Below are 21205 nucleotides of genomic sequence, written 5' to 3'. Positions count from 1 at the left end.
CATGCTTAAAGGCCACCAAAGCTGGATATTTGAGAACAAACCGAAGATCGTCGGCAGGGCGACGATCGTGGGCCCCTTCGAAGGCGATGGGCCGCTGGCCAAAGACTTTGATATCATACATTCAGACCTGTATCTCGGACAAGAGAGCTGGGAGAAGGCGGAGAAGACGCTTATCGAAGAATCAGCCAACCTAGCTGTCAAAAAAGCAGGCCTGACCAAAGAGCAAGTCCAGTTTTATTTTGGCGGGGATTTGATGAATCAGATCATTAGCAGCAGCTTCGCCGCCAGATCGCTAAACATTCCTTTCCTCGGTCTCTTCGGGGCATGCTCCACTTCAATGGAAAGTCTGGCCCTCGCTTCATTGACCGTTAACCATGGCGGCGCCAAGTATGCTCTTGCCGGCACCTGCAGCCATAATGCAAGTGCGGAGAAGCAATTCCGCTATCCTACGGAATACGGCTCACAGAAGCCGCCAACAGCGCAATACACCGTAACCGGGTCAGGCGCTGCCGTCGTATCGCTGGAAGGGGAAGGTCCCGCTGTCACTTCAGCGACGATCGGCAGAGTCATCGATATGGGAATCAGCGATCCGTTCAACATGGGAGCAGCCATGGCTCCCGCAGCGGTTGACACGATCCAGGCCCATTTCAGAGATATGAGAATAGACCCTTCGTATTACGATCTGATCGTCACCGGAGATTTAGCAAAAGTAGGCTATGATATCGCCAAGACTTTACTAAAAGAGCACCGCATCCCGATGGAAGGAACCATCTATAAAGATTGCGGCATGATGATATACGATTACAGCAAACAGCAGGTTCAAGCCGGAGCCAGCGGCTGCGCCTGCTCGGCCGTTGTCACCTATGGGCACCTGCTGAATCAGCTCGAGCGCGGCGAGCTAAACCGGATTCTTGTCGTTGCTACAGGCGCATTGCTTTCACCTCTGTCCTTTCAGCAGGGCGAGACAATTCCTTGTATTGCCCATGCGGTGTCGATCGAAAATACGCAAGCAACATAAAACACCAACTTCGTAAACGAGAAAACGGGCTATCCTAGGGGACATTTCTCCCCAGGATAGCCCGTTATTCATCCGCATTGCCAATTAGTCAATAATTTCAGCGGTATCGCCGTTACTCGCTCCTGCTGCATTAGCTTCATCTGTGTCGATATGCATATCCAGTGCAAAGGAATCGGAAACGCGAGCAATGACGTTCTCCAGCACTAGGCCACGCTCTCCGCCCAGACGAACTTTCAGCATTTGCTTATCTTTAATGCCCCATTTCTCGGCATCAGAAGTATGAAAATGGATGTGGCGGGCTGCTACGATTACTCCTTCTTGCAGCACCACTTCGCCAGCAGGTCCTTTAATCGTAATACCCGGCGTACCTTCAATATTTCCAGATTCTCTTACCGGCGCTTTTACGCCGATCGCAAACGAATCGGTACGGGAAATTTCAAGCTGTGAAGCAGGACGTGCAGGTCCTAGTATACGCACTTTGTCGAATTGACCCTTCGGACCGATGACTGCCACCGTTTCGTTGGCCGCAAATTGTCCTGGCTGAGACAACGGTTTGAATTCCGTAAGCTGGTAGCCTTGTCCAAACAAAGCTTCGATATGTTCCTGGGTCAAATGGATATGACGCGCTGATACGCCGACTGGCACTGTTTTGCTCATTTGCAAACACTCCTCAGTTTTTTCTCTATGTCGATGACGCTTTACATCGTTACCCATTATACACCTATTTCAAACAAAAAGAAAAAGATGTCCTCTCAAAAAGGACATCTTTCACCGTATTATCTGAATTCTGCAACAAGATTGTCAAAGTCGGCTTGGGATAATGCCAGCGATTGATGCGCCAGCGGTTCCTGGGAGAAACCGTGAACAAGGTTCTCGTAGCTCTTCTTCTCTTTGTTTTGATAGATCAAACCTGTGATCATGCTGCCCGTTTCCATCAGCTTCGTCATTGCAGCAAGGCGGTTCGTAGGATCATAGCCTTCTACTGTATCCAAGTTGATGATATTATCTTTAAACCAGTCGTACGTATTCACTTTGTTGAATGTTACGCACGGGCTGAATACGTTAATCAACGAGAAGCCTTCGTGCTGGATGCCTTGTTCGATCAGCGAAGTCAGCTGCTTCAAGTCGCTGGAGAAGGATTGGGCTACGAAAGTAGCACCTGCAGCAAGAGCTACCTCTAGCGGCGACAACGTAGATTCAATGGATCCTTCAGGCGTACTCTTCGTTTTGAAGCCTTCGCCGCTTCGCGGAGAAGTCTGACCTTTCGTCAATCCATAAATCTGGTTATCCATAACGATATAAGTGATATTGATGTTACGGCGAATCGCATGAACCGTATGTCCCATACCGATTGCAAACCCGTCGCCGTCTCCGCCGGAAGCGATAACGGTCAAATCGCGGTTTGCCAGCTTTACGCCCTGAGCGATTGGCAGCGCACGGCCATGAATTCCATGAAGCCCGTAAGCGTTAATATATCCAGAAATCCGTCCAGAGCAACCGATTCCGGAGATGACTGCCAAATCCTCCGGCTCCAGCCCTACATTGGCCGCAGCGCGTTGAATGGCAGCTTGTACGGAAAAGTCTCCGCATCCTGGACACCAGTTTGGTTTGATTTTATTACGAAACTCTTTGAAAGTTGCCATTTATACCAACTCCTCCTGCGGTTTATTTCCGGCTACATTTTTGCATTCGTTGTAAACTTCCGAAGGAAGGAACGGATTACCGTCATACTTCAACACATTGACAATTTTGTCGTGATAACCGATGTTTTGCTTGATCAGGTTAGCCAGCTGGCCTGTTGCATTATTCTCGAGAACAAGTACCTTCTTGGCTTTTTTAATTTCCGGAAGCACTTCTTCTACCGGGAACGGATGCAGCAAGCGAACGGTCATATGGTTCGTCTTGATGCCTTCGCCGTCCAGACGCGCGCGAGCCTGATCAATTGTACCGCCCGTGGAGCCCATGCCGATGACAAGGATGTCCGGCTCAGCATGCGGAGCCTGCAGGTGGATCGGATTCGTTACTTGCAGTTTGTTTAGTTTGCGCAGACGTTTATCCATCATTTTCTTCCGGTTAACCGGGCTTTCCGATGGACGTCCAGCCTCATCATGCTCTACGCCGGTAACATGGTGAATCCCGTTCTTCTCACCTGGCAGAACTCGTGGAGAAATGCCATTCTCGGTGAACGCATAACGATTGAACATACTGCCATCCTCACGGTCTGGAATATCCTTCACCACATATCCGCGGTCAATGACGATTTTGTTGTAATCCAGCATTTCGCAGGACTGCTTGCCCAGCGAAAGCTGAAGATCCGTCGCCAAAATGACAGGAACTTGATATTTCTCGGCAAGGTTGAAAGCTTCAATCGTATCGTAGAAGCATTCTTCAATCGAACTAGGCGCAATGACAATCTTCGGAATTTCACCATGAGTTCCGTAGATCAGGGCATTAATATCACTTTGCTCCTGCTTCGTCGGCAGCCCTGTACTTGGGCCACCACGCTGTGTATCTACAATAACGACAGGTGTCTCGGTCATTCCTGCCAGGCCAATCGCTTCCATCATCAGGGCCAAGCCAGGCCCCGCTGATGCGGTCATCGTCCGGACACCAGCATAATTTGAGCCGATCGCCATCGTAATGGCGGCAATCTCGTCTTCGGTTTGAATTACCGTCCCGCCGAATTTCGGCAGTTTCTTGATTAAATATTCCATGATTTCAGAAGCCGGCGTAATCGGATAGGCGCTCATGATCCGGCATCCGGCAGCAACCGCGCCAAGGCCAATCGCATCGTTGCCGATCATGAACAGCTTCTGTTTACCGTCAGCAGGACCCAGCTTGAAGCTGTCAATCGGCCCTCCGGCAAGCTCAAGCACAAAATCCGCACCGCGTTTCACCGCTTCGATATTCTTCTCAACAATCGCTGGACCCTTACGTCCAAATTCTTCTTCTACGGCTTTATTAAATACTTCCAACGGCAGACCAAGCAACGCCCAAGATGCTCCGGACGCTACCATATTCTTCATCAGTGAAGTACCCAGCTCCTCCGCAATCGCCGTAATCGGAACCGCAAAGAGAGTCGCGTCGACACCTTCAGGAACGGTAGGATCGAATTTAGCATCGGCTACGATGACGCCACCGCTGCGAAGCTCATGTGCATTCAAATCGATACTTTCTTGGTCAAAAGCGACTAAAATGTCCAAATCGTCGGAAATCGCACGAATCGGCATTGTACTGATCCGAATTTTGTTATTCGTATGGCCGCCTTTAATACGGGAGGAGAAATGCCGATACCCGTACAAGTAATATCCCAGTCTGTTCAAGGCCGTCGAAAAAATTCGATCTGTACTTTCAACGCCTTCACCTTGCTGTCCACCGATCTTCCAAGACAATTGACTAATCAAGATCGCCCACCCCTTTAATCGTATCGCTATAGCACTATCAGTATATTTATAGTGCAGCTAGAATGTTGACTTGGAAACAGTATTCACCGTTTCCATAAATGTGAACATTCTGTTTCAGAGTCATGTCAATTTTATGTCGCAAACAAATAAAAAGCAAGCGTTTTCGAGCCTTTTCTCATATAGTAGTTTTCGATCATATCGATCTCACGATTGGATTAATTAAAGCGCTTACTTGTTTTTTGGCAGCCACGTGCGTAAAAACCTGACTGCATTATCGTACAACCATCCCCGTACAAGCCGTTCAGGGTAATGCTTCAGCAGCATTTCTGCCCAATCCAAATAGCGTCCGCAATGATCAAGATCACTAAGATGCTCTTCAATTCCGTCGAAGTCAGAGCCAAACATAATATGGTGCTCCCCGCCCAAAGCGCAAATATGCTCAATGTGAGGAAGCAAATGCCTGCTCGACGGAGTGCCGCCTTTCTGAACGAACCAAGGGACAAATGTCACACCGATTCGGCCGTTCATTCGTATGATAGCTTGAATTTGCTCATCATGCAAATTTCTGACATGATCACAGACCGCGTAGGCATTCGAATGCGAAGCTATAAACGGCCGCCGCGCAGCCTCAGAGAGCTCTACGAGCTCCCAGAAGCCCTTCTGGGACAAATGGGATACATCTAGTATCATTTCTAACTGATGGCTTAATTCGACGAGCTGGACGCCTTTAAGCGTAAACCCTCCGTTACGTTGTTCCAATATGCCATCAGCTGCCCAATTTGCATGATTCCAAGTAATTCCCAGCAAGCGCACCCCCAATTCAAAGCAAACTTGCAAATAATGCAAGTTTCCCTCCAGGCCGTCCGCTCCTTCCAGTGCCAGCAATCCTCCCTGCTTCCCCTCCTGTTCCCATTGCTCCAGCTCTTCGGCATAGCGAATGGGATATATTCCGTTTGGAACGACACGGGCATTGTAAACATCGATCTGATCCAAAATATGCCCCATATTCGGGGTCCCCAGCTGCTTGGATAAGAAAATGGCAAAGCACTGCAGTTTTACGTTGCCTTGAACCATTCGCTTTGCGGATACGTCGAGCCGGTCGTCTGCAGTGAAGTCCATTTCAGGATGAATCCGCATTTTGCTTAAGGCATCGCAATGGAAATCGGCGACTTTCATTTTCAAACTCGTCCCCCGCCCTTCATTAGCTGATTACACGTTTACACCTAGAGATGAAACTTTGAATCCTGATCATAGGTTTGCCTTAAATGCAAAAAACCTGTCTACGCATGCTCGTAAACAGGTATCTAATTGTTGCTATCTATTATTTTATCTAGGCTCCACGATCAGTTTAATGGCTGTGCGATCCTCGCCGTCAATGACAATGTCCGTAAACGCCGGAATACAAATCAAGTCTACACCGCTAGGTGCGACGAATCCCCGGGCAATCGCTACCGCTTTAATGGCTTGGTTCAGAGCACCGGCCCCTATAGCCTGAAGTTCAGCAGCGCCACGTTCTCTAAGAACTCCAGCAAGCGCACCGGCAACGGAGTTGGGATTGGATTTTGCTGAAACTTTTAATACTTCCATGGTAAGTACCTCCCTGGGAATAATGGTTGATTCCACTACTTAGAAGATATTCGTTAGAAGTGAAAAAATTCCTGCTTTTTACCATAACCCCTATCCGCAGCCAGCATTAAGCTAAATTTGTATTTTCTTATTCCATAATCCACTCGTCTTCAAGCAAGCGAATTTTTTGAATTTTCTTCGCACGTCCCGTGGATTCATCCATGTCCACTACTAAGGCATGAAAATGCCATTTTCCTTCGCACACTTGAAAGCGCACCGGCAGCTGTGTGGTAAACTTTCGCAGCACCGCTTCCCTCTCCATGCCTAATACGCCTTCCCGCGAGCCTACCATGCCCGCATCCGTCAAATAAGCTGTTCCCTGAGGCAATATTGTGTCATCATTGCTCTGCACGTGGGTATGCGTGCCTACGACAAGGGAGGCTCTACCGTCGAGATGCCAGCCCATCGCGATTTTCTCTGAAGTGGCCTCGGCATGGAAATCGACGAGAATGCACTTATGTTTTTTGGCCAGTTTCCCGATAATTTCGTCGGCTGCCCGAAACGGATCATCAATAGCTGGAAGAAAAGTGCGTCCCATTAAATTGACAATCGCGAGCTCTTTGCCATTCGCTTTAATGACGGTATAACCCCGTCCCGGTGTTCCTGGCGGAAAGTTGGCCGGACGGATCATTCGCGGCTCATCGTCGATAAACTCAAAAATTTCTTTATTATCCCAGGTATGGTTGCCCATCGTAAGACCGTGTATGCCTAGCTCGAAAAATTCTTTGGCTATCGCCGCCGTAATACCTCTTCCCCCGGCTGCGTTTTCTCCATTCGCAATAATGACATGCGGGCTATATTTCGATTTCAAATGCGGGAGCGTCTCCTTTAACGCTTTGCGGCCTGTGCTTCCAACAATATCTCCGATAAATAAAACCTTAATGGCAGGTTCCTCCTCAAACAATCATTGTATTCTCATAAGCAATGAGAAAAAGCGGCCCCATAAGGGCCACTTTCTCAGCATTGGCTTTACTTTGCGTATTCAACCGCCCGTGTCTCGCGTATGACGGTAACCTTGATATGCCCTGGATAATCCAGTTCATTCTCAATCGTCTTCGTGATGTCCCTAGCCAGGCGGAATGCTTCTGCATCGTCGATTTTATCGGGCTGTACCATAACGCGAACCTCGCGGCCAGCTTGGATGGCATAGGATTTCTCCACGCCTTCGAACGATTCCGAAATCTCTTCAAGCTTCTCGAGGCGCCGGATATATGTTTCCAGCGTTTCACGACGAGCGCCAGGCCGTGCTGCCGACAAGGCATCAGCTGCACCGACCAGCATGGCGATCACCGATGTGGCCTCGCAGTCACCGTGGTGGGATGCGATACTATTAATAACCACCGGGTGCTCCTTGTATTTCTTAGCCAATTCCACGCCGATCTCGACATGCGATCCTTCCACTTCATGATCAAGCGCTTTACCGATATCATGCAGCAGTCCAGCCCGCTTGGCCAGAACGATGTCTTCGCCTAATTCGCCTGCCATAAGGCCGGCCAAGTAAGCAACCTCCATCGAGTGCTTCAGCACGTTCTGACCGTAGCTTGTCCGGAATTTAAGACGTCCCAAAATTTTGATCAGATCAGGATGAAGCGCATGAACTCCCACTTCAAAGGTTGCTTGCTCACCGTATTCACGAATCCGTTCATCCACTTCACGACGCGACTTCTCGACCATTTCTTCGATTCGTGCCGGGTGAATCCGTCCGTCCGCCACAAGTTTCTCCAATGCGGTACGAGCGATCTCCCGACGAATCGGATCAAAGCCAGACAAGATGACGGCTTCCGGCGTATCATCAATAATGAGATCGATCCCGGTCAACGTCTCAAGCGCGCGGATGTTGCGTCCTTCGCGGCCAATGATCCGTCCCTTCATCTCTTCGTTCGGCAATGCTACAACAGATACGGTCGTCTCCGCAACATGATCGGCTGCGCAACGTTGAATAGCCAGCGTAATGATTTCACGCGATTTCTTATCGGCTTCCTCTTTCGCCTGCTGTTCAATGTCCTTGATCAGCTGCGCCGTTTCATGGCGAACTTCCTGCTCTACATTGTTTAGGATAATGATTCTGGCGTCCTCCATCGTCAAGTTGGAGATACGTTCCAATTCCTGAACCTGAGTTTTATAAATCTGATCAATCTGCTGCTGAGTTTCTTCAATTCGCTTCTCTTTGCCTGCCACCTGCTCTTCTTTTCGTTCAAGCGATTCTAATTTTTTATCCAGCGACTCTTCCTTTTGCAACAATCGTCTTTCCTGCCGTTGAATTTCGTTCCGACGTTCACGAATGTCTTTATCAGCTTCAGTCCGGATTTTATGGACCTCATCCTTAGCTTCCAGGACTGTTTCTTTCTTCAGTGCTTCTGCATCTTTCTTTGCATTTTCCAAAATTTGGCTTGCAGCGTGTTCCGCACTGGAAATTTTAGCTTCTGCAAGAGATTTCCGAATAAAATATCCGATCACGAACCCAAAGAATAAAGCGGCTGCAACGAGAGCGACCCAGACTCCATCGTGCATCTGTTCACCTCCCCGTTGATTCCTCCAAGGCATTCCTTGGGATACTTGCAGTTGTAGTTAACTTCCTCAATTCATCATCATTTCTAAGAATCGAATACAGGCCGATTCAGGTAGGCCGCTCACTTTAATTCATGAGCTAAAATGTAACCCTTCATGATTGGCGAATAGAATGTGTACAGAGTCATAATTTTGGAAGGAAAAAAGGACTCTGTGCATATAGACATTTTATTATTTGACGAAAGATATTGTCAAGCAAATGACAGCCGCTCCTGCCGCAGGCCTATTCCTCTTCCCATTCCTCCGTATTTTCTTGGCCCTCCTGCTGAGCCAACTCGCGGATGACTTTGGAAACAAGCCCTCCTGAATAGCCTCTGCGCATAAGAAAAGCGCCCGTCTTTCGCTTTCTGTCCATCAATTCGCCTGTGGTGGATCTCCATTTCTTCGCCCCAAGCTGTAGAGCGCTATTATATTCATCCTCTTCGCTGACTTCACCAAGCGCCTCCTCAATCAAAGGCTTGGCAATGCCCTTCTGACGAAGTTCGTGGCGAACCCATAGTTTTCCCTTGCCTCTGCTTCCAACACGCTGCTTGGCCCATTCCTGGGCGTATGCCGCATCATCAATAAGCCGCTCCTGCTTAAGACGGTAAAGAACGTCGCTTACCGTCTCTTCGCTCCATCCCTTTTCTCCGAGGCGGAGTGCTATTTCGTAGGCAGTACGCGGCTTTCGGCTCAAATATACAAGCGCGTCCCCGTAGCTTCTCTGCCGTTCATCCGCCGCGATAATTTCTTCCAGATCCGACTTGGCAAAAGCCGCGCCTTTGATCATCCGATATTTAATCATCACATCTTCATGAATTTCGACCGAATAGGAACCAAAATGGATCCGGTAACGGAACTTCGGCCGCTTTAGGGCTTCCACCATAGTAATTTCCAGTTCACCCTCATCCGGAAAATCATCAAAGCTTGACTCTACGGCGAGGGATTCCTCTGTAGTATTCCCCCAAAAACGCTCTTCAGAAATATCAACTATTCCCTGCGGTTCCTGTAACCGCCTTCCGCCCTTCCCTGAAGGTGGCTGTATCCCGCGATTGCCGTATTTTCCATTCATCGAGCCGCCCCCCTTCCGCATTATGCTAATGCTTGCTTGCATATTATATCACGGTGGTCACTTCCAAAATAAAAGCGCTCTGTTCTGGCTTCGCCAGAATACAGAGCGCCTAAATATTGCTAAATTATTATTCTTCGAAAAGCGCCTGCTCTTCCTTCGCATCTTCTTCGAGCTCGCTTGCGGAAGCCGAAGGCACGACCGTCGACAACTGGCTGGCTTCGCGAATTTTCAATTCAATGGCATCAGCAATCTGGGTATTCTCCTTCAAAAATTGCTTCGCGTTTTCGCGGCCTTGGCCTAAGCGCTCGCCCGAATATGAATACCAGGCTCCGCTTTTATCGACAATATCAAGCTCTACGCCGATATCGATAATGCTGCCCTCTCTTGAAATGCCCTCGCCATACATAATATCGATCTCCGCCTGCTTAAACGGAGGAGCCACCTTGTTCTTGACGACCTTGACCCGGGTACGGTTACCAACCATGTCATTTCCCATCTTGATCGTCTCTATGCGGCGCACGTCAAGACGAATGGTGGAGTAGAACTTGAGAGCCCGTCCGCCAGGGGTTGTCTCCGGATTTCCGAACATCACGCCGACCTTCTCGCGCAATTGGTTGATAAAGATCGCAATCGTCTTGGACTTGCTGATCGCTCCTGACAGCTTGCGGAGCGCTTGAGACATCAATCGAGCCTGCAAGCCCACATGAGAATCTCCCATTTCGCCCTCAATTTCCGCTTTCGGGACAAGCGCCGCCACGGAGTCGATAACGATAATGTCGACAGCGCCGCTTCTTACGAGCGCCTCTGCAATTTCAAGCGCCTGCTCCCCGGTGTCCGGCTGGGAAAGAAGGAGCTCGTCGATATTTACGCCAAGCTTGCTGGCATAAGATGGATCCAGCGCATGCTCCGCATCGATGAATGCGGCTTGTCCGCCGATTTTTTGAACTTCGGCAATGGCATGAAGCGCCACTGTCGTCTTACCTGAGGACTCAGGACCGTATACTTCGATAATCCGGCCACGCGGCAGCCCGCCTGTGCCAAGAGCTATATCTAATGCAATCGAACCACTGGGAACAATTTCCACCTGCATATGAGTGGATTCGCCCAGCTTCATAATCGAACCTTTACCGAATTGCTTTTCTATTTGACGAAGCGCCATATCCAGCGCTGCACGACGATCTGACAATCAGCTCACATCCTTATCAAATTGATTAAATGTAGGACTTTACATTAATAATTGTACCTTGTTTTGGAACGTTTGCCAAGCATTTTTTCGAACATATATTCGGGTCTCAACCCTCCCAAACCCTCCCTTACCGTAAGGGAGGGCCCCCGCAGGGCTTGCAGCCCTCGGGACTCCCGCAAATTGGACTAACGTAGGAGTTACAGAGACGCTCCTGCCCGCTGTCCCCTTTGGGGATGCGCTCTACTTTTGGCGCGTGGATCGCTTTTCCCCCTTCGGGTACGTCTTACTTTGGGTTCACCCGGGTTACCTGAAACACCCTGCTCAAGGAGCTGCGGTCGAGCACCCGGGTAGCTTTAGCTGGAATGAGCCGCTTGCTCCCCTTCGGGTCCGCTCCTGGTTTGGCGCTCCTGCATGTTGGAGACGGGAGCTGGTGTGGGTGCGTTTCCTTCTACTTCGTGCTGGGCGGCGCTCTCCCTTCGGGATTCGCTTGCTTTTGGCGCACTGCTTAAACTTTCCTTTGACGGTGCTCGAGGAAAGCTAACCCACTTAGGTGATTCGTTTGCAGTTAGTACCTTCTACTTCCTGCTCCGTGGGAGCTCTCCCTTCGGGATTCGCTTATTCTGGAATGATAATAAAGGGATAAGTACCCATATTTAAAATCAACATCAACCAGCCATGGCCATGGCAATTAACGAAAAAAAGAACCGCAGCGCAACAAATCAGTTAGGCTACGGTTCTTCCGTAAATCCATTATACCCCGAAGCTTATTCCATTTGCAAATGCAATCGCGAACAGCTATGCATGATCAGCGGTCAGCAGTTTCCTTAAGCTGTCTCCACAGATGATAGAGTACCGTCTTGGCAGAACGAATCCGGATCGTCTCCCGATTCCCCTTAAGATTCAGCTCAAAAACGGCAGTATCTTGTCCGCGGCGGGAGATGGCAATATATACGAGTCCCACCGGCTTGCGCTCCGAGTAGCCCGGACCGGCCACACCGGTAATCGACAGACCGAAATCCGTGTCAACAATCATGCGCACCTGCTCGGCAAGCACCTTTGCAGTTTCGGCGCTGACGGCGCCGGGAGCATTTTCTCCCTCCAGCATGTCATGGGGAACGTTGAGCAGCTTCTCCTTCATCTCATTAGAATAGCATACGATACCGCCGTGGAAGACTGCAGCGCTGCCTGGAATAGAGGTGATGGTCTCCATGAGCAATCCGCCAGTGCAGCTCTCGGCGCAGCTCACGGTCAGATTCAGCTCTGTAAGCATGTCCACGATCGTCTTCTCGATCGGCACATCCTCTGTTGCATATAGATGGTCGCCAAGCCGCGAGCTGATTTCCTTCTCCATCACTTCCAGCTTAGCCATCGCTTCGCTTTCTGAATTCGCCTTTGTAGTAATACGCAGTGTAACCTCGCTCTCCTTCGCGTAAGGCGCTACGGTCGGATCACTTTGCTTTTCGATTAGATCGAGAACGCGGGTCTCCAATGCCGACTCGCCGATCCCGGCAAATTTCAGCATCTTCGAATAAATCGGCTGTTCATGGGTCAGCACATGCTGCAATATCCATGTGGCCGCCTGATTTCGGAACATTGGCATCAATTCTTTCGGAGGACCGGGTAATACGATATAGAACTTCCCGTTATGCGCAATGGCGTTCCCTACGGCCAGTCCTGTCTCATTGGGCAGCGGCGTGGATCCGTCAATCGCATGCGCCTGGCGCCGATTATTCTCGGTCATCGGAATATTGCGCCCTTGAAAGAACCGGTCGATATTATCCATGGCCATCCTGTCGTAGTGCAGACCTCTGCCTAGCACAGAAGCTAACGCTTCCTTGGTCAAATCGTCCTGTGTAGGGCCGATGCCCCCTGAGAATATAAGCACATCCGCCCTCGATTCGGCGGTTTGAATCGCTTGACGCAGACGGTCCATGTTGTCGCCGACAACCGTTTGGAAATACACGTCGATACCAAGAGACGCTAATTCCTGAGATAAAAATTGCGCATTTGTGTTCACAATTTGTCCAAGCAAAAGCTCGGTGCCTACAGCGATGATTTCTGCTCTCATCTCTCTCCCACGTCTCCTTCCACCAGCAAAATAAAGGCATTCTCATCTCTTTCACTTCATCAATCGTAATAGTTATGGCTGAATAGCAAAAGGTTGTTTCATTTATGCAATCCGTCACCTAATCAGCTTTTAGAGAATGAAAGCAAACTTTTGTTCTTCACAAAATAGTCGATGCCCGAATAAATCGTAATCAGCGTAGCAACCCAAATCGCAATTTCATCAAAGGGAAAACGGATCCACTCAAACGGAAAATTATTTAGGAGAAGAACGGATATCGCAATTATCTGAGCGATGGTCTTCGCTTTCCCCCACTTGCTGGCGGCAATAACCGAACCTTCCAGCAATGCGATTTCCCGTAGTCCTGTTACGGCAAACTCTCGGCTGATGATGACGATTGCAATGATGGCTTGGATTTCACCCATCGCAACCAGCGCTACCAGCACTGCGGCCACCAGCAGTTTATCTGCCAGAGGATCAAGCAGCTTGCCGAGGTTAGTCACTAAATTATGCTTGCGGGCAATATATCCATCAATTCCGTCCGTACTGGCAGCTACAATAAACAATATTGCCCCAATCAACTGGTTTACCGGCAGCGTATAACTGCCAAGCGACAGTTCATAAGACCACCACTCGAAGTCAACCAGCAAGAAGACCAGCATGACCGGGATCATAAAAATTCGGGCAATGGTTATGCGATTGGGTAAGTTCAAAGGACACCCTCCCCGGACATGTCGTATTCATAAGCATGCGTAATTCGTACCTTGGCGATTTCTCCAATGCCAACAGGACAATTCGTAACGTATACTTCACCGTCGATTTCCGGCGCATCATACTGTGAACGCCCGATATAGACGTCACTGCGGCCGTCATACCGTTCAACCAGCACATCCAGAACCTGTCCGACAAATTTGCCGGCATTTTGGTTAGAAACCTCGCGCTGAATCTCCATCAGCGTGTTGGCGCGCCACTCTTTAACCTCTTCCTCCACCTGATCCGGCAGCCTTGAGGCAGGAGTATCCTCCTCTTTGGAATAAGTAAATACGCCCAGCCGGTCAAATTTGATTTCCCGTACAAAATCGCATAATCTTTCAAAATCCTCCTCCGTTTCGCCCGGAAACCCAACAATCAGGGAAGTGCGCAGCGAAACATTCGGAATACGGGAACGAATTTTTGCGACCAGCTCGCGGATGTCGCGATTGCGTCCCGGACGGCGCATCCGTTTGAGGACCGCATCTTCACTATGCTGCAGCGGCATATCGATGTATTTGCAAATTTTAGGATTCGTCGCAATCATTTCGATTAACTCGTCGGTAAAGAAGCCTGGATAAGCATAATGGAGCCGGACCCACTCAATGCCTTCAACCTCCGTAACCCTATTCATCAGCTCGGCCAGCTTATATTCCCCATAGAGGTCGGTTCCGTAATTAGTGGAATCCTGGGCGATCAAGCTAATTTCCTTCACCCCTTGCGAAGCCATTAGCTCAACCTCTGCGATGATCGATTCGATCGAACGGCTGCGGAAGTTCCCCCTCATGATTGGAATGCTGCAAAACGTACAATTGTTATCGCAGCCCTCGGCAATTTTTACATATGTAGTATACTTGGCCGTCGATACTTTACGAGGGAGTACCTCTTCATAATTAAACACCGGATTCCCGACTTGAACCGGTTTTTTGCCCTTGAGCGCTTCATCAACAATCTGATTGATATTATAAAAATCCCCGGTTCCGACGATACCATCGATCTCCGGCATTTCCTCCATTAAGGCCTGCTTATAGCGCTGCGTCAAGCAGCCGGACACGATAAGCGCCTTCAGCTTCCCCGTCTCCTTCAAATCCGCCAAATCCAGAATCGTATTCACGGATTCCTCCTTGGCAGCGTCAATAAACCCGCACGTATTTACGATAATGACCGTGGCCTCTTCCCGGTCCTCTACAAGGCGGTAGCCCCGTTGATCGATCAGGCCTGACATAATTTCCGAATCAACCAAATTTTTCTCACAACCGAGCGTTACGATTTTCACTTTTTCAGTCATATGCAGTATCCCCCATTGAAATTAACCGATATACCCATTTTTCCCTACAAGTATAAGCTTTACGAACATACCATGTCAAAAACGTGTAAAGGTCTCTCACCGCGCGAGCCCGCGCAGCAAAAGACCACTTTTTCGTTACTATTTGAAGTTGGTAAATTGCAAATCCACCGAAAGATCGCCCTTGCGAAGCATTTGCATGACCTGCTGCAAATCATCTTTGCTTTTGCCGGTAACACGGATTTGGTCGCCTTGAATTTGGCTCTTCACCTTCAGTTTGGAGTCGCGGATCATAACATTGATTTTCTTCGCGTTCTCCGAATCGATACCCTGCTTCAGCTTTATGCGCTGACGAACGGTTCCAAGCGAAGCCGGCTCCACCTTGCCGTAGTCCAGGTTTTTGATCGGCAATCCTCTCTTGATCATTTTTGACTGCAAAATATCGATGACAGCTCCAAGCTTGTACTCGTCGTCTGACACGATCACCAGTTCATCCTTCTCGACTTTAAGCTCGCTTTTGCTCCCTTTGAAGTCGAAACGGTTTGCAATTTCCCGCTCCGTCTGATCGATCGCATTCGTAAGTTCCTGCATGTCCATTTTGGAGACGATATCAAATGAACTTTCAGAAGCCATAACTCTCCGTCCTTTCCTAATTTGCTTATATTTATTAATTATATGTAATCCCATGGGCAAAGTCCAACCTTGCGAATAGCAGCACCAGCTGCCGCCAACCAACATCATAATATATGTTTTCGCACCAAAACGCTCCTCGAACATTAAAGCCCGAAGAACGATTGGGGATATATTTGTCCTTTTGATTCACTCGATTTCACCCGGCGATGAGGATCCCTGAACATATCCAAAATGCCGAGCAGCATATGGGCGGTTCCAAAGCCAAATAAACCGTACCTCCATGCGCTCGGCATCAGATAATAGCCAAAAAGCGAAACGATAATGCCTAAACCCGGCGCGATCCAGCCAGCCAGGCCAATGCACACCTCACATGAAAATAGCTTGCAAATGCCTGCTGGTAACAGCAGGCATAGAAGACTATTCTGCCCGATGCATGGCGCGGTTATTCCGTGTCTGTATCTGTGCTGTCTAGGCCGGCCCCCGCTCCGTCACCGGTTGTGTCCATGTTGAGCTGGATCTTGGAAGTATTTTTGCCGTCCTCCACGACCTGGCCTGCAACGGTTATTTTCGTGTACGAAGAAGCTCCCGATTTGATATACATCCCCTCAGGACCTAACTCATAAGTGAGCACATCCCCATCCGACGTATTGTCAAAATACAGCTTCTCGCCATCTCTGCCGCCTTTGTACACCTCGACCCAGCTCTTGCCGGTTGCATTGATCACGACCTGCACCGGCTGCCCGCCAGGATTAATGACTTTGAAATTCGTCGTGCTTCCGCTTTTGCCGTCCGGCTGAACCACAACGTCCCCACTCGATTCTGTACCCGCGCCGCTATTCAAACCGCTACCGTTCTCCGCACCGTCTGGCGTGCTAGTATCCGTCTGGTTTCCGTCCGTACCGGCATGGGCATTACTGCCGTCCGGCTGGTTAGCATCATTAGCTCCCTGCGAATCCCCGTTAGAAGCTCCGTTCTGGCCTTTGTCGCCTTGCTTCGAGGGATTCTCCGATTGGGTCAATTTCGTCGGATCGGTCTCATTGTTCCTGTCCGCAGCCGGATTCTTGCCCCAGACTGCAAAATACATATAAATGACGATCAAAATCAGAATAGCAAAAGACCACATCAGCGCCGTAGACATCCATTTCGAATTGCGCTCGGACGTTTGTCTGCTGCGGCGCTTCTGCAGCACGGGCTCCATCGTCTGCTCCACCTGAGGAGCAGGCACGTCCTGACGATGCTCGTTCAGCAGTTCATCCGCATTTACTCCAACCGTTTCAGCGTATGTCTTTATAAAGGCCCGCACATAAAAACTCCCTGGCAACACCTTATAATCTCCCGCTTCGATGGCTTCTAAGTATCTTTTGCGAATTTTTGTCATATCCTGCACATCATCCAGTGACAAGCCTCTGGCAAGGCGGGCTTCCTTCAATTGCTGGCCCAAATTCGACACGTCCATCACCTCCTGCAAATAATTGAAATAGAATTATATTTTAAATTTAAAAATACAATTTGAAATGAAAGTAGCCTTCCGAATTAAATAACGTATTTCCCGGTACAATTGTTACGCTTCACGGCCGGTCATTATTCATGTGTACTATTTCACCAAAAAAAGACGACCAGTAACGCCATCTTTAATCGTCGTACTCAAAAAGACCTACAAATATATGTACTTCATTGTCAAAATCCCTTCATACAACACTAATTCGACAATATAGGCCATTATTCCTGCATTCATTGACAGAGAAGTGAAAAGTTTGCAGAATGAAAGCGAACAAGAACAATACGTGTTTTATGATATATAAAATATTTTCGAAAGGCAAGCACCTGTATAAAATGGTAGAAAAGCTCCCCATAACAGGGAGCTTTGCCTTTCGCAAACTATGCGTTTTCCTTAGCCAATTTCACCATCAGCCGGGCAATGGTCTTACGCTCTTCTTCATTTCCGACATCCCACAGCTCTTTCAGGGCCCGGTTAGAAGCGTTTTGCGGATCGACCTTTTCATCCAGGAAGCTGCCGATCTCGTAGGCAAGGTGAGAGATCGTTTCCTCGCTGAGGCCCGATCTTTCCGCATGTTTGACGCGTTCACCCAAAAATTGTTTCCAGGTATCGAAATTTTTGAGTACTGTTGACATGTTTAAATCCTCCTTCGGTTGAACGTGAGATTTAAAATCAACAGTCGTAATATGCGATTTATTCGGCTTATTTATACGTGGAATCAGGCGAAACAGCTGCGCCATTCCTTGCCTTAACAGTAGAATTTAGCTTGAAGCCCGGCATCAGGTCAGCCAGCCGCCATTGGGGCTAATGATCTGTCCCGTAATATAGCCGGATTCAGGCAGCGCAAGGAAATACACCAGCGAAGCGATTTCCTCGGGCGAAGCCAGTCTTCCTGCAGGAATCTCCTCTTCCAGCATACGGATCTCCTCTGCACCGAACCGTTCCATCATGTCCGTTTTAACGGCTCCTGGAGCTACTGCATTGACCGTAACGCCGGAAGGTGCCAGCTCTTTAGCAAGAGCCTTCGTAAAGGCGTTTACGCCTCCCTTAGCCGCCGAATATACGGCTTCGCAAGCTCCCCCGGAAATTCCCCAGACAGAGGAAACGTTGATAATGCGGCCAAACCGTTGGTTAATCATGTAGGGCATAAATGCCTGACTGCACAGAAACACGCTTTTCAAATTGATGTTCATCACTTCATCCCACTGCTCTTCCGATACATCCGACAGCAGAGCGTAGTGGGAAATCCCCGCATTGTTCACCAGAATATCCGGCTTAAGGCCCCGGCTCTCCAGCTTCTCCTTCATCCGGTAAATCTCTTCCCGGCTTCCAAGATCCGCATAAACGGTACATACATTTGCACCGACTTCCAGGCACTTTCTGGCCACTTCATTAGCGGCTTCATGTGATTTCCTATAATGAATGACAATATTCATTCCGACCGCGGCAAAACGAAGGGCGATCTGGGCACCAATGCCACGGCTCGCCCCCGTAATCAGCACCGTCATTTCCCCAATGCTTTTATCTGTCCCATGATAGCTGTTCATGTCTTATGGACTAACGACAAGCGATACGGCCAGTTGGTTCCAGTCCATATGCTCGCGCAGCCGGTTATTCACCTCTTCCAAGGTCAAAGATTCATATATCGGCAATACGGAGAACAGATCTCCGCCCCGGAAGCGGTAACGTGTAAACTCGTGGGCGATATTTTCGGGGGAGTTCAGCATCCGCAAATAACCGCCGATTTTTTTCTTGCGTGCGCGCTCAAAATCGTCGCTCTGGAACCCCGAGGCGAGTATCGACTTCGCTTCCTCCGTAAAGATCTCCAGCAGACGGTCCGGGTCCTTTGTGTCTCCGCCAATCGCGGAGAAAGCATAATTCGGGTTGCTGTTGAATTCGTGGCCAAAGCTATCCGAAATCAGATCCATGTCATACAGCTTCTGGTACAGCTTCGTGCTGGAACCGATTAGCAGATCCAAGGCCAGCTTAAGCGCAAGATCCCGGCGAAGCAGAGCTTCGCCCTTAATTCCAATATTCGTCTCTTTAAACCCAAAAAGGCATTTCGGTAGTGAAACCGGAAGTTTGATCACCTTGCGCTTCTCGTGAACTTCGTTCGGTTCCGGATCGAACAACCGTTGAATTTCTCCTTGCGGCGAATAGCTCTTCTTAGCCTGGTTGCTCCGTACCAGCGAGAACACTTCCTCCGGATCGACACCGCCCACTACGAACAGAAGCATATTGCTTGGATGGTAAAAAGCGTCATAGCACTTATAAAGCGTCTCTTTGGTAATCGTGCCGATGGACTCCACCGTCCCGGCAATATCGATATGCACGGGATGTACGGCGTACATAGCCTCGATCAAACCAAAATATACGCGCCAATCCGGATTGTCCTGGTACATGCCGATTTCCTGGCCGATGATGCCCTTCTCCTTCTCCACGTTCTGGTCCGTGAAATAAGGATTTTGCACAAAATTGACGAGCGTCTCAATATTCTCCATGACGTTCTCGGTCGCAGAGAACAAATATACGGTCTGCTCAAAGCTGGTAAAGGCGTTCGCAGAGGCGCCTAAAGAAGCGAATTTGGCAAAAATATCGCCTTCTGGCTCCTCGAACATCTTATGCTCCAGGAAATGGGCGATTCCGTCGGGCACCTTCGTCTCGGCTTCTCCTTCCACGCGGAAATGATTATCAATCGAGCCATACTTGGTAGAGAAGGTGGCATACGTTTTCTGGAATCCCGGCTTCGGAAGCACATACACCTGCAAACCATTGTCCATCGTCTCCCGGTACACCGTCTCTTTTAGTCGTTCATGCGTGATGACTTCCATCCACTACACCCCCTTCTTCCCTGTCAAAAAGTAAATCGTGTCGAGCTTGACCGAATTCGCTACGCTAACGACATCCTCGGGCGTAATCGCTTCGATCTGCCGGAGGAGCTCCTCCGCCGGCCGCTCCCGGCTGGACAACACCCGGTTAAAATCATATGCAATCAAATCAAATGCGGAATCCTGCATTTCCAGCAGGCTATTGCGAATCATCGCCTTCGTCTGCGACATTTCAAGCTCGCTGATCTGCCCTTCGCGCAGGCTTGCCAGCTGTGCTTTAATAATTTCTAACGCTTTATTGTAATTCGCGATTTCGATACCAGATTGAATCGAGACGATGCCTTTATGCCCATCGAATCTTGATGCCGCGTAATAAGCCAAGCTTTCCTTCTCGCGGACATTAATGAACAGCTTGGAATGCGGATAGCTGCCTAAAATTCCGTTATACACCAAAGCTGCCGCATAGCGATCGTCGCCATAAGTAACCGGGATGCTCAGACCCATATTGAGCTTGCCTTGATTCACGTCAAGCACTTCTTCCACGACGCGAACATCGTCACCGGTCCAATGGCTCTGTGCGGGAACGTATTCCGGAATGGCCGAACGTCCCCAGTTGAAATGCAGTTCTACAAGCTCCTGCACCTCGGCAAGGGTCGTATCGCCAACAACGTATAGATCAAGGTTCGCTTGCTGCAGCCATTGCTGAAATGCCGCATACAGCGACTTTGCTGTGATTTGGTCCAAGTCTTTACGCTGACCGAGCGGATGCAGGCGATAAGGATCGTTCTGGAACATTTCCTCCATACAGCGCTCAGCGGCATAACGTATTTTATCGTTAATGATCGCCTCCAGCTTCTTGCGAACCGTCTCCCGCTCCGAGCTCACATAGGATTCCCGGAATGCGCCGTTCTCCGTAATAGGTTTCGTTACAGCCTCCCCAAGGAAAGAGAAGGTTTTGCGCAGCAAGGAGTCATCGCTGGATACAAATTCATCATTAATGGTATCCATGCGGAACTGAACGATTTGATAATTCCCCCGCTTGTATACATCGAAGCCAAATCCGGCGCCGTACAAATGCTCAAGCTGCTCGCGAAATTGAATAGTTTCCGGGTACGATGCCGTGCCCCGCCGCAGCACAAACGGAGTCAACGCTGTAGTCGTTACTGTATCCTCATGCAGCGGAATTCCCGCATAGAGCGATACCGCAAATGTTTTGAATCTGGTCGTCGACAGAACGTGAATTCTAATGTTGCCGGCTTTACCCCGCTCAAATACAGTTTTATTCAAAATGAA

The 21205-nt window shown here is 49.2% G+C and carries 20 protein-coding genes; 1 reads left to right on the top strand and 19 read right to left on the bottom strand.

Annotated elements, in window-relative coordinates; genetic code table 11:
* Position 1 precedes the first annotated feature (1 nt).
* Complete coding sequence (spoVAD, locus tag MKX50_RS11375; protein ID WP_213588558.1) at positions 2 to 1018, top strand: stage V sporulation protein AD; 1017 nt, start codon at positions 2 to 4, stop codon at positions 1016 to 1018.
* An 84-nt stretch (positions 1019 to 1102) separates the two neighbouring features.
* On the opposite strand, the gene MKX50_RS11370 is transcribed toward spoVAD, so the two are convergent.
* The 19 genes from MKX50_RS11370 to MKX50_RS11280 form a co-directional block, all read right to left on the bottom strand.
* On the bottom strand, positions 1103 to 1675 hold the full coding sequence (locus MKX50_RS11370; protein WP_155611040.1) for a phosphate propanoyltransferase: 573 nt from the start codon (positions 1673 to 1675) through the stop codon (positions 1103 to 1105).
* A gap of 119 nt (positions 1676 to 1794) precedes the next feature.
* A complete protein-coding gene (locus MKX50_RS11365; protein ID WP_213588559.1) occupies positions 1795 to 2661 on the bottom strand; it encodes a 2-oxoacid:ferredoxin oxidoreductase subunit beta in 867 nt (288 codons plus the stop codon).
* On the bottom strand, positions 2662 to 4422 hold the full coding sequence (locus MKX50_RS11360; protein WP_213588560.1) for a 2-oxoacid:acceptor oxidoreductase subunit alpha: 1761 nt from the start codon (positions 4420 to 4422) through the stop codon (positions 2662 to 2664). It lies immediately after the preceding gene.
* A gap of 228 nt (positions 4423 to 4650) precedes the next feature.
* Positions 4651 to 5598, bottom strand: a complete 948-nt coding sequence (locus MKX50_RS11355; protein WP_339160089.1) for a membrane dipeptidase — start codon at positions 5596 to 5598, stop codon at positions 4651 to 4653.
* A gap of 150 nt (positions 5599 to 5748) precedes the next feature.
* Complete coding sequence (locus tag MKX50_RS11350; protein ID WP_006286829.1) at positions 5749 to 6009, bottom strand: stage V sporulation protein S; 261 nt, start codon at positions 6007 to 6009, stop codon at positions 5749 to 5751.
* A gap of 127 nt (positions 6010 to 6136) precedes the next feature.
* Positions 6137 to 6931, bottom strand: a complete 795-nt coding sequence (locus MKX50_RS11345; protein ID WP_213589393.1) for a TIGR00282 family metallophosphoesterase — start codon at positions 6929 to 6931, stop codon at positions 6137 to 6139.
* Positions 6932 to 7017: 86 nt separating this feature from the next.
* Positions 7018 to 8559, bottom strand: coding sequence for a ribonuclease Y (gene rny / locus MKX50_RS11340; protein WP_155611035.1), 1542 nt, complete (start codon positions 8557 to 8559; stop codon positions 7018 to 7020).
* Positions 8560 to 8839: 280 nt separating this feature from the next.
* A complete protein-coding gene (locus tag MKX50_RS11335) occupies positions 8840 to 9667 on the bottom strand; it encodes a RecX family transcriptional regulator (RefSeq protein WP_339159650.1) in 828 nt (275 codons plus the stop codon).
* A gap of 127 nt (positions 9668 to 9794) precedes the next feature.
* Positions 9795 to 10853, bottom strand: a complete 1059-nt coding sequence (gene recA, locus MKX50_RS11330) for a recombinase RecA (RefSeq protein WP_213588562.1) — start codon at positions 10851 to 10853, stop codon at positions 9795 to 9797.
* An 805-nt stretch (positions 10854 to 11658) separates the two neighbouring features.
* Positions 11659 to 12921 carry a competence/damage-inducible protein A gene (locus MKX50_RS11325; RefSeq protein WP_213588564.1) on the bottom strand — a complete coding sequence of 421 codons (1263 nt, stop codon included), beginning with the start codon at positions 12919 to 12921 and terminating at the stop codon, positions 11659 to 11661.
* Positions 12922 to 13043: 122 nt separating this feature from the next.
* The gene (gene pgsA / locus MKX50_RS11320) at positions 13044 to 13631 is read right to left on the bottom strand and encodes a CDP-diacylglycerol--glycerol-3-phosphate 3-phosphatidyltransferase (protein WP_213588565.1); all 588 of its coding nucleotides are present in this window, start codon (positions 13629 to 13631) and stop codon (positions 13044 to 13046) included.
* Positions 13628 to 14956, bottom strand: coding sequence for a 30S ribosomal protein S12 methylthiotransferase RimO (gene rimO / locus MKX50_RS11315; protein WP_213588566.1), 1329 nt, complete (start codon positions 14954 to 14956; stop codon positions 13628 to 13630). The genes pgsA and rimO overlap by 4 nt, the downstream gene beginning before the upstream one ends.
* A gap of 138 nt (positions 14957 to 15094) precedes the next feature.
* The gene (locus MKX50_RS11310) at positions 15095 to 15586 is read right to left on the bottom strand and encodes a YajQ family cyclic di-GMP-binding protein (RefSeq protein ID WP_213588567.1); all 492 of its coding nucleotides are present in this window, start codon (positions 15584 to 15586) and stop codon (positions 15095 to 15097) included.
* 143 nt (positions 15587 to 15729) lie between these two features.
* Positions 15730 to 15939 carry a hypothetical protein gene (locus MKX50_RS11305; protein WP_339160088.1) on the bottom strand — a complete coding sequence of 70 codons (210 nt, stop codon included), beginning with the start codon at positions 15937 to 15939 and terminating at the stop codon, positions 15730 to 15732.
* 89 nt (positions 15940 to 16028) lie between these two features.
* Positions 16029 to 17042, bottom strand: a complete 1014-nt coding sequence (locus MKX50_RS11300; protein ID WP_339159649.1) for a RodZ family helix-turn-helix domain-containing protein — start codon at positions 17040 to 17042, stop codon at positions 16029 to 16031.
* A gap of 422 nt (positions 17043 to 17464) precedes the next feature.
* Positions 17465 to 17719: a DUF3243 domain-containing protein gene (locus tag MKX50_RS11295; RefSeq protein WP_155611027.1), complete on the bottom strand. Its 255-nt coding sequence runs from the start codon at positions 17717 to 17719 to the stop codon at positions 17465 to 17467.
* A gap of 144 nt (positions 17720 to 17863) precedes the next feature.
* On the bottom strand, positions 17864 to 18631 hold the full coding sequence (gene fabG, locus MKX50_RS11290) for a 3-oxoacyl-ACP reductase FabG (RefSeq protein ID WP_213588569.1): 768 nt from the start codon (positions 18629 to 18631) through the stop codon (positions 17864 to 17866).
* 3 nt (positions 18632 to 18634) lie between these two features.
* Positions 18635 to 19915: a pitrilysin family protein gene (locus tag MKX50_RS11285; RefSeq protein ID WP_339159647.1), complete on the bottom strand. Its 1281-nt coding sequence runs from the start codon at positions 19913 to 19915 to the stop codon at positions 18635 to 18637.
* Positions 19916 to 19918: 3 nt separating this feature from the next.
* Positions 19919 to 21199 (bottom strand): pitrilysin family protein, encoded by a 1281-nt coding sequence (locus MKX50_RS11280; protein ID WP_339159645.1) that lies wholly within the window; start codon positions 21197 to 21199, stop codon positions 19919 to 19921.
* Positions 21200 to 21205: the final 6 nt, after the last annotated feature.

Source organism: Paenibacillus sp. FSL W8-0186 (assembly GCF_037969765.1).
GTDB lineage: Bacteria > Bacillota > Bacilli > Paenibacillales > Paenibacillaceae > Fontibacillus > Fontibacillus woosongensis.
This window is presented reverse-complemented; position numbering and strand designations above follow the sequence as displayed.

Bases quoted from the DNA above. Each gene is read 5' to 3' on its own strand.
- MKX50_RS11355 (WP_339160089.1), bottom strand. From the start codon at position 5,598: ATGAAAGTCGCCGATTTCCATTGCGATGCCTTAAGCAAAATGCGGATT.
- MKX50_RS11365 (WP_213588559.1), bottom strand. From the start codon at position 2,661: ATGGCAACTTTCAAAGAGTTTCGTAATAAAATCAAACCAAACTGGTGT.
- rimO (WP_213588566.1), bottom strand. From the start codon at position 14,956: ATGACTGAAAAAGTGAAAATCGTAACGCTCGGTTGTGAGAAAAATTTG.
- fabG (WP_213588569.1), bottom strand. From the start codon at position 18,631: ATGAACAGCTATCATGGGACAGATAAAAGCATTGGGGAAATGACGGTG.
- MKX50_RS11285 (WP_339159647.1), bottom strand. From the start codon at position 19,915: ATGGAAGTCATCACGCATGAACGACTAAAAGAGACGGTGTACCGGGAG.
- MKX50_RS11350 (WP_006286829.1), bottom strand. From the start codon at position 6,009: ATGGAAGTATTAAAAGTTTCAGCAAAATCCAATCCCAACTCCGTTGCC.
- rny (WP_155611035.1), bottom strand. From the start codon at position 8,559: ATGCACGATGGAGTCTGGGTCGCTCTCGTTGCAGCCGCTTTATTCTTT.
- MKX50_RS11335 (WP_339159650.1), bottom strand. From the start codon at position 9,667: ATGAATGGAAAATACGGCAATCGCGGGATACAGCCACCTTCAGGGAAG.
- MKX50_RS11325 (WP_213588564.1), bottom strand. From the start codon at position 12,921: ATGAGAGCAGAAATCATCGCTGTAGGCACCGAGCTTTTGCTTGGACAA.
- MKX50_RS11295 (WP_155611027.1), bottom strand. From the start codon at position 17,719: ATGTCAACAGTACTCAAAAATTTCGATACCTGGAAACAATTTTTGGGT.
- MKX50_RS11370 (WP_155611040.1), bottom strand. From the start codon at position 1,675: ATGAGCAAAACAGTGCCAGTCGGCGTATCAGCGCGTCATATCCATTTG.
- MKX50_RS11310 (WP_213588567.1), bottom strand. From the start codon at position 15,586: ATGGCTTCTGAAAGTTCATTTGATATCGTCTCCAAAATGGACATGCAG.
- MKX50_RS11300 (WP_339159649.1), bottom strand. From the start codon at position 17,042: ATGGACGTGTCGAATTTGGGCCAGCAATTGAAGGAAGCCCGCCTTGCC.
- spoVAD (WP_213588558.1), top strand. From the start codon at position 2: ATGCTTAAAGGCCACCAAAGCTGGATATTTGAGAACAAACCGAAGATC.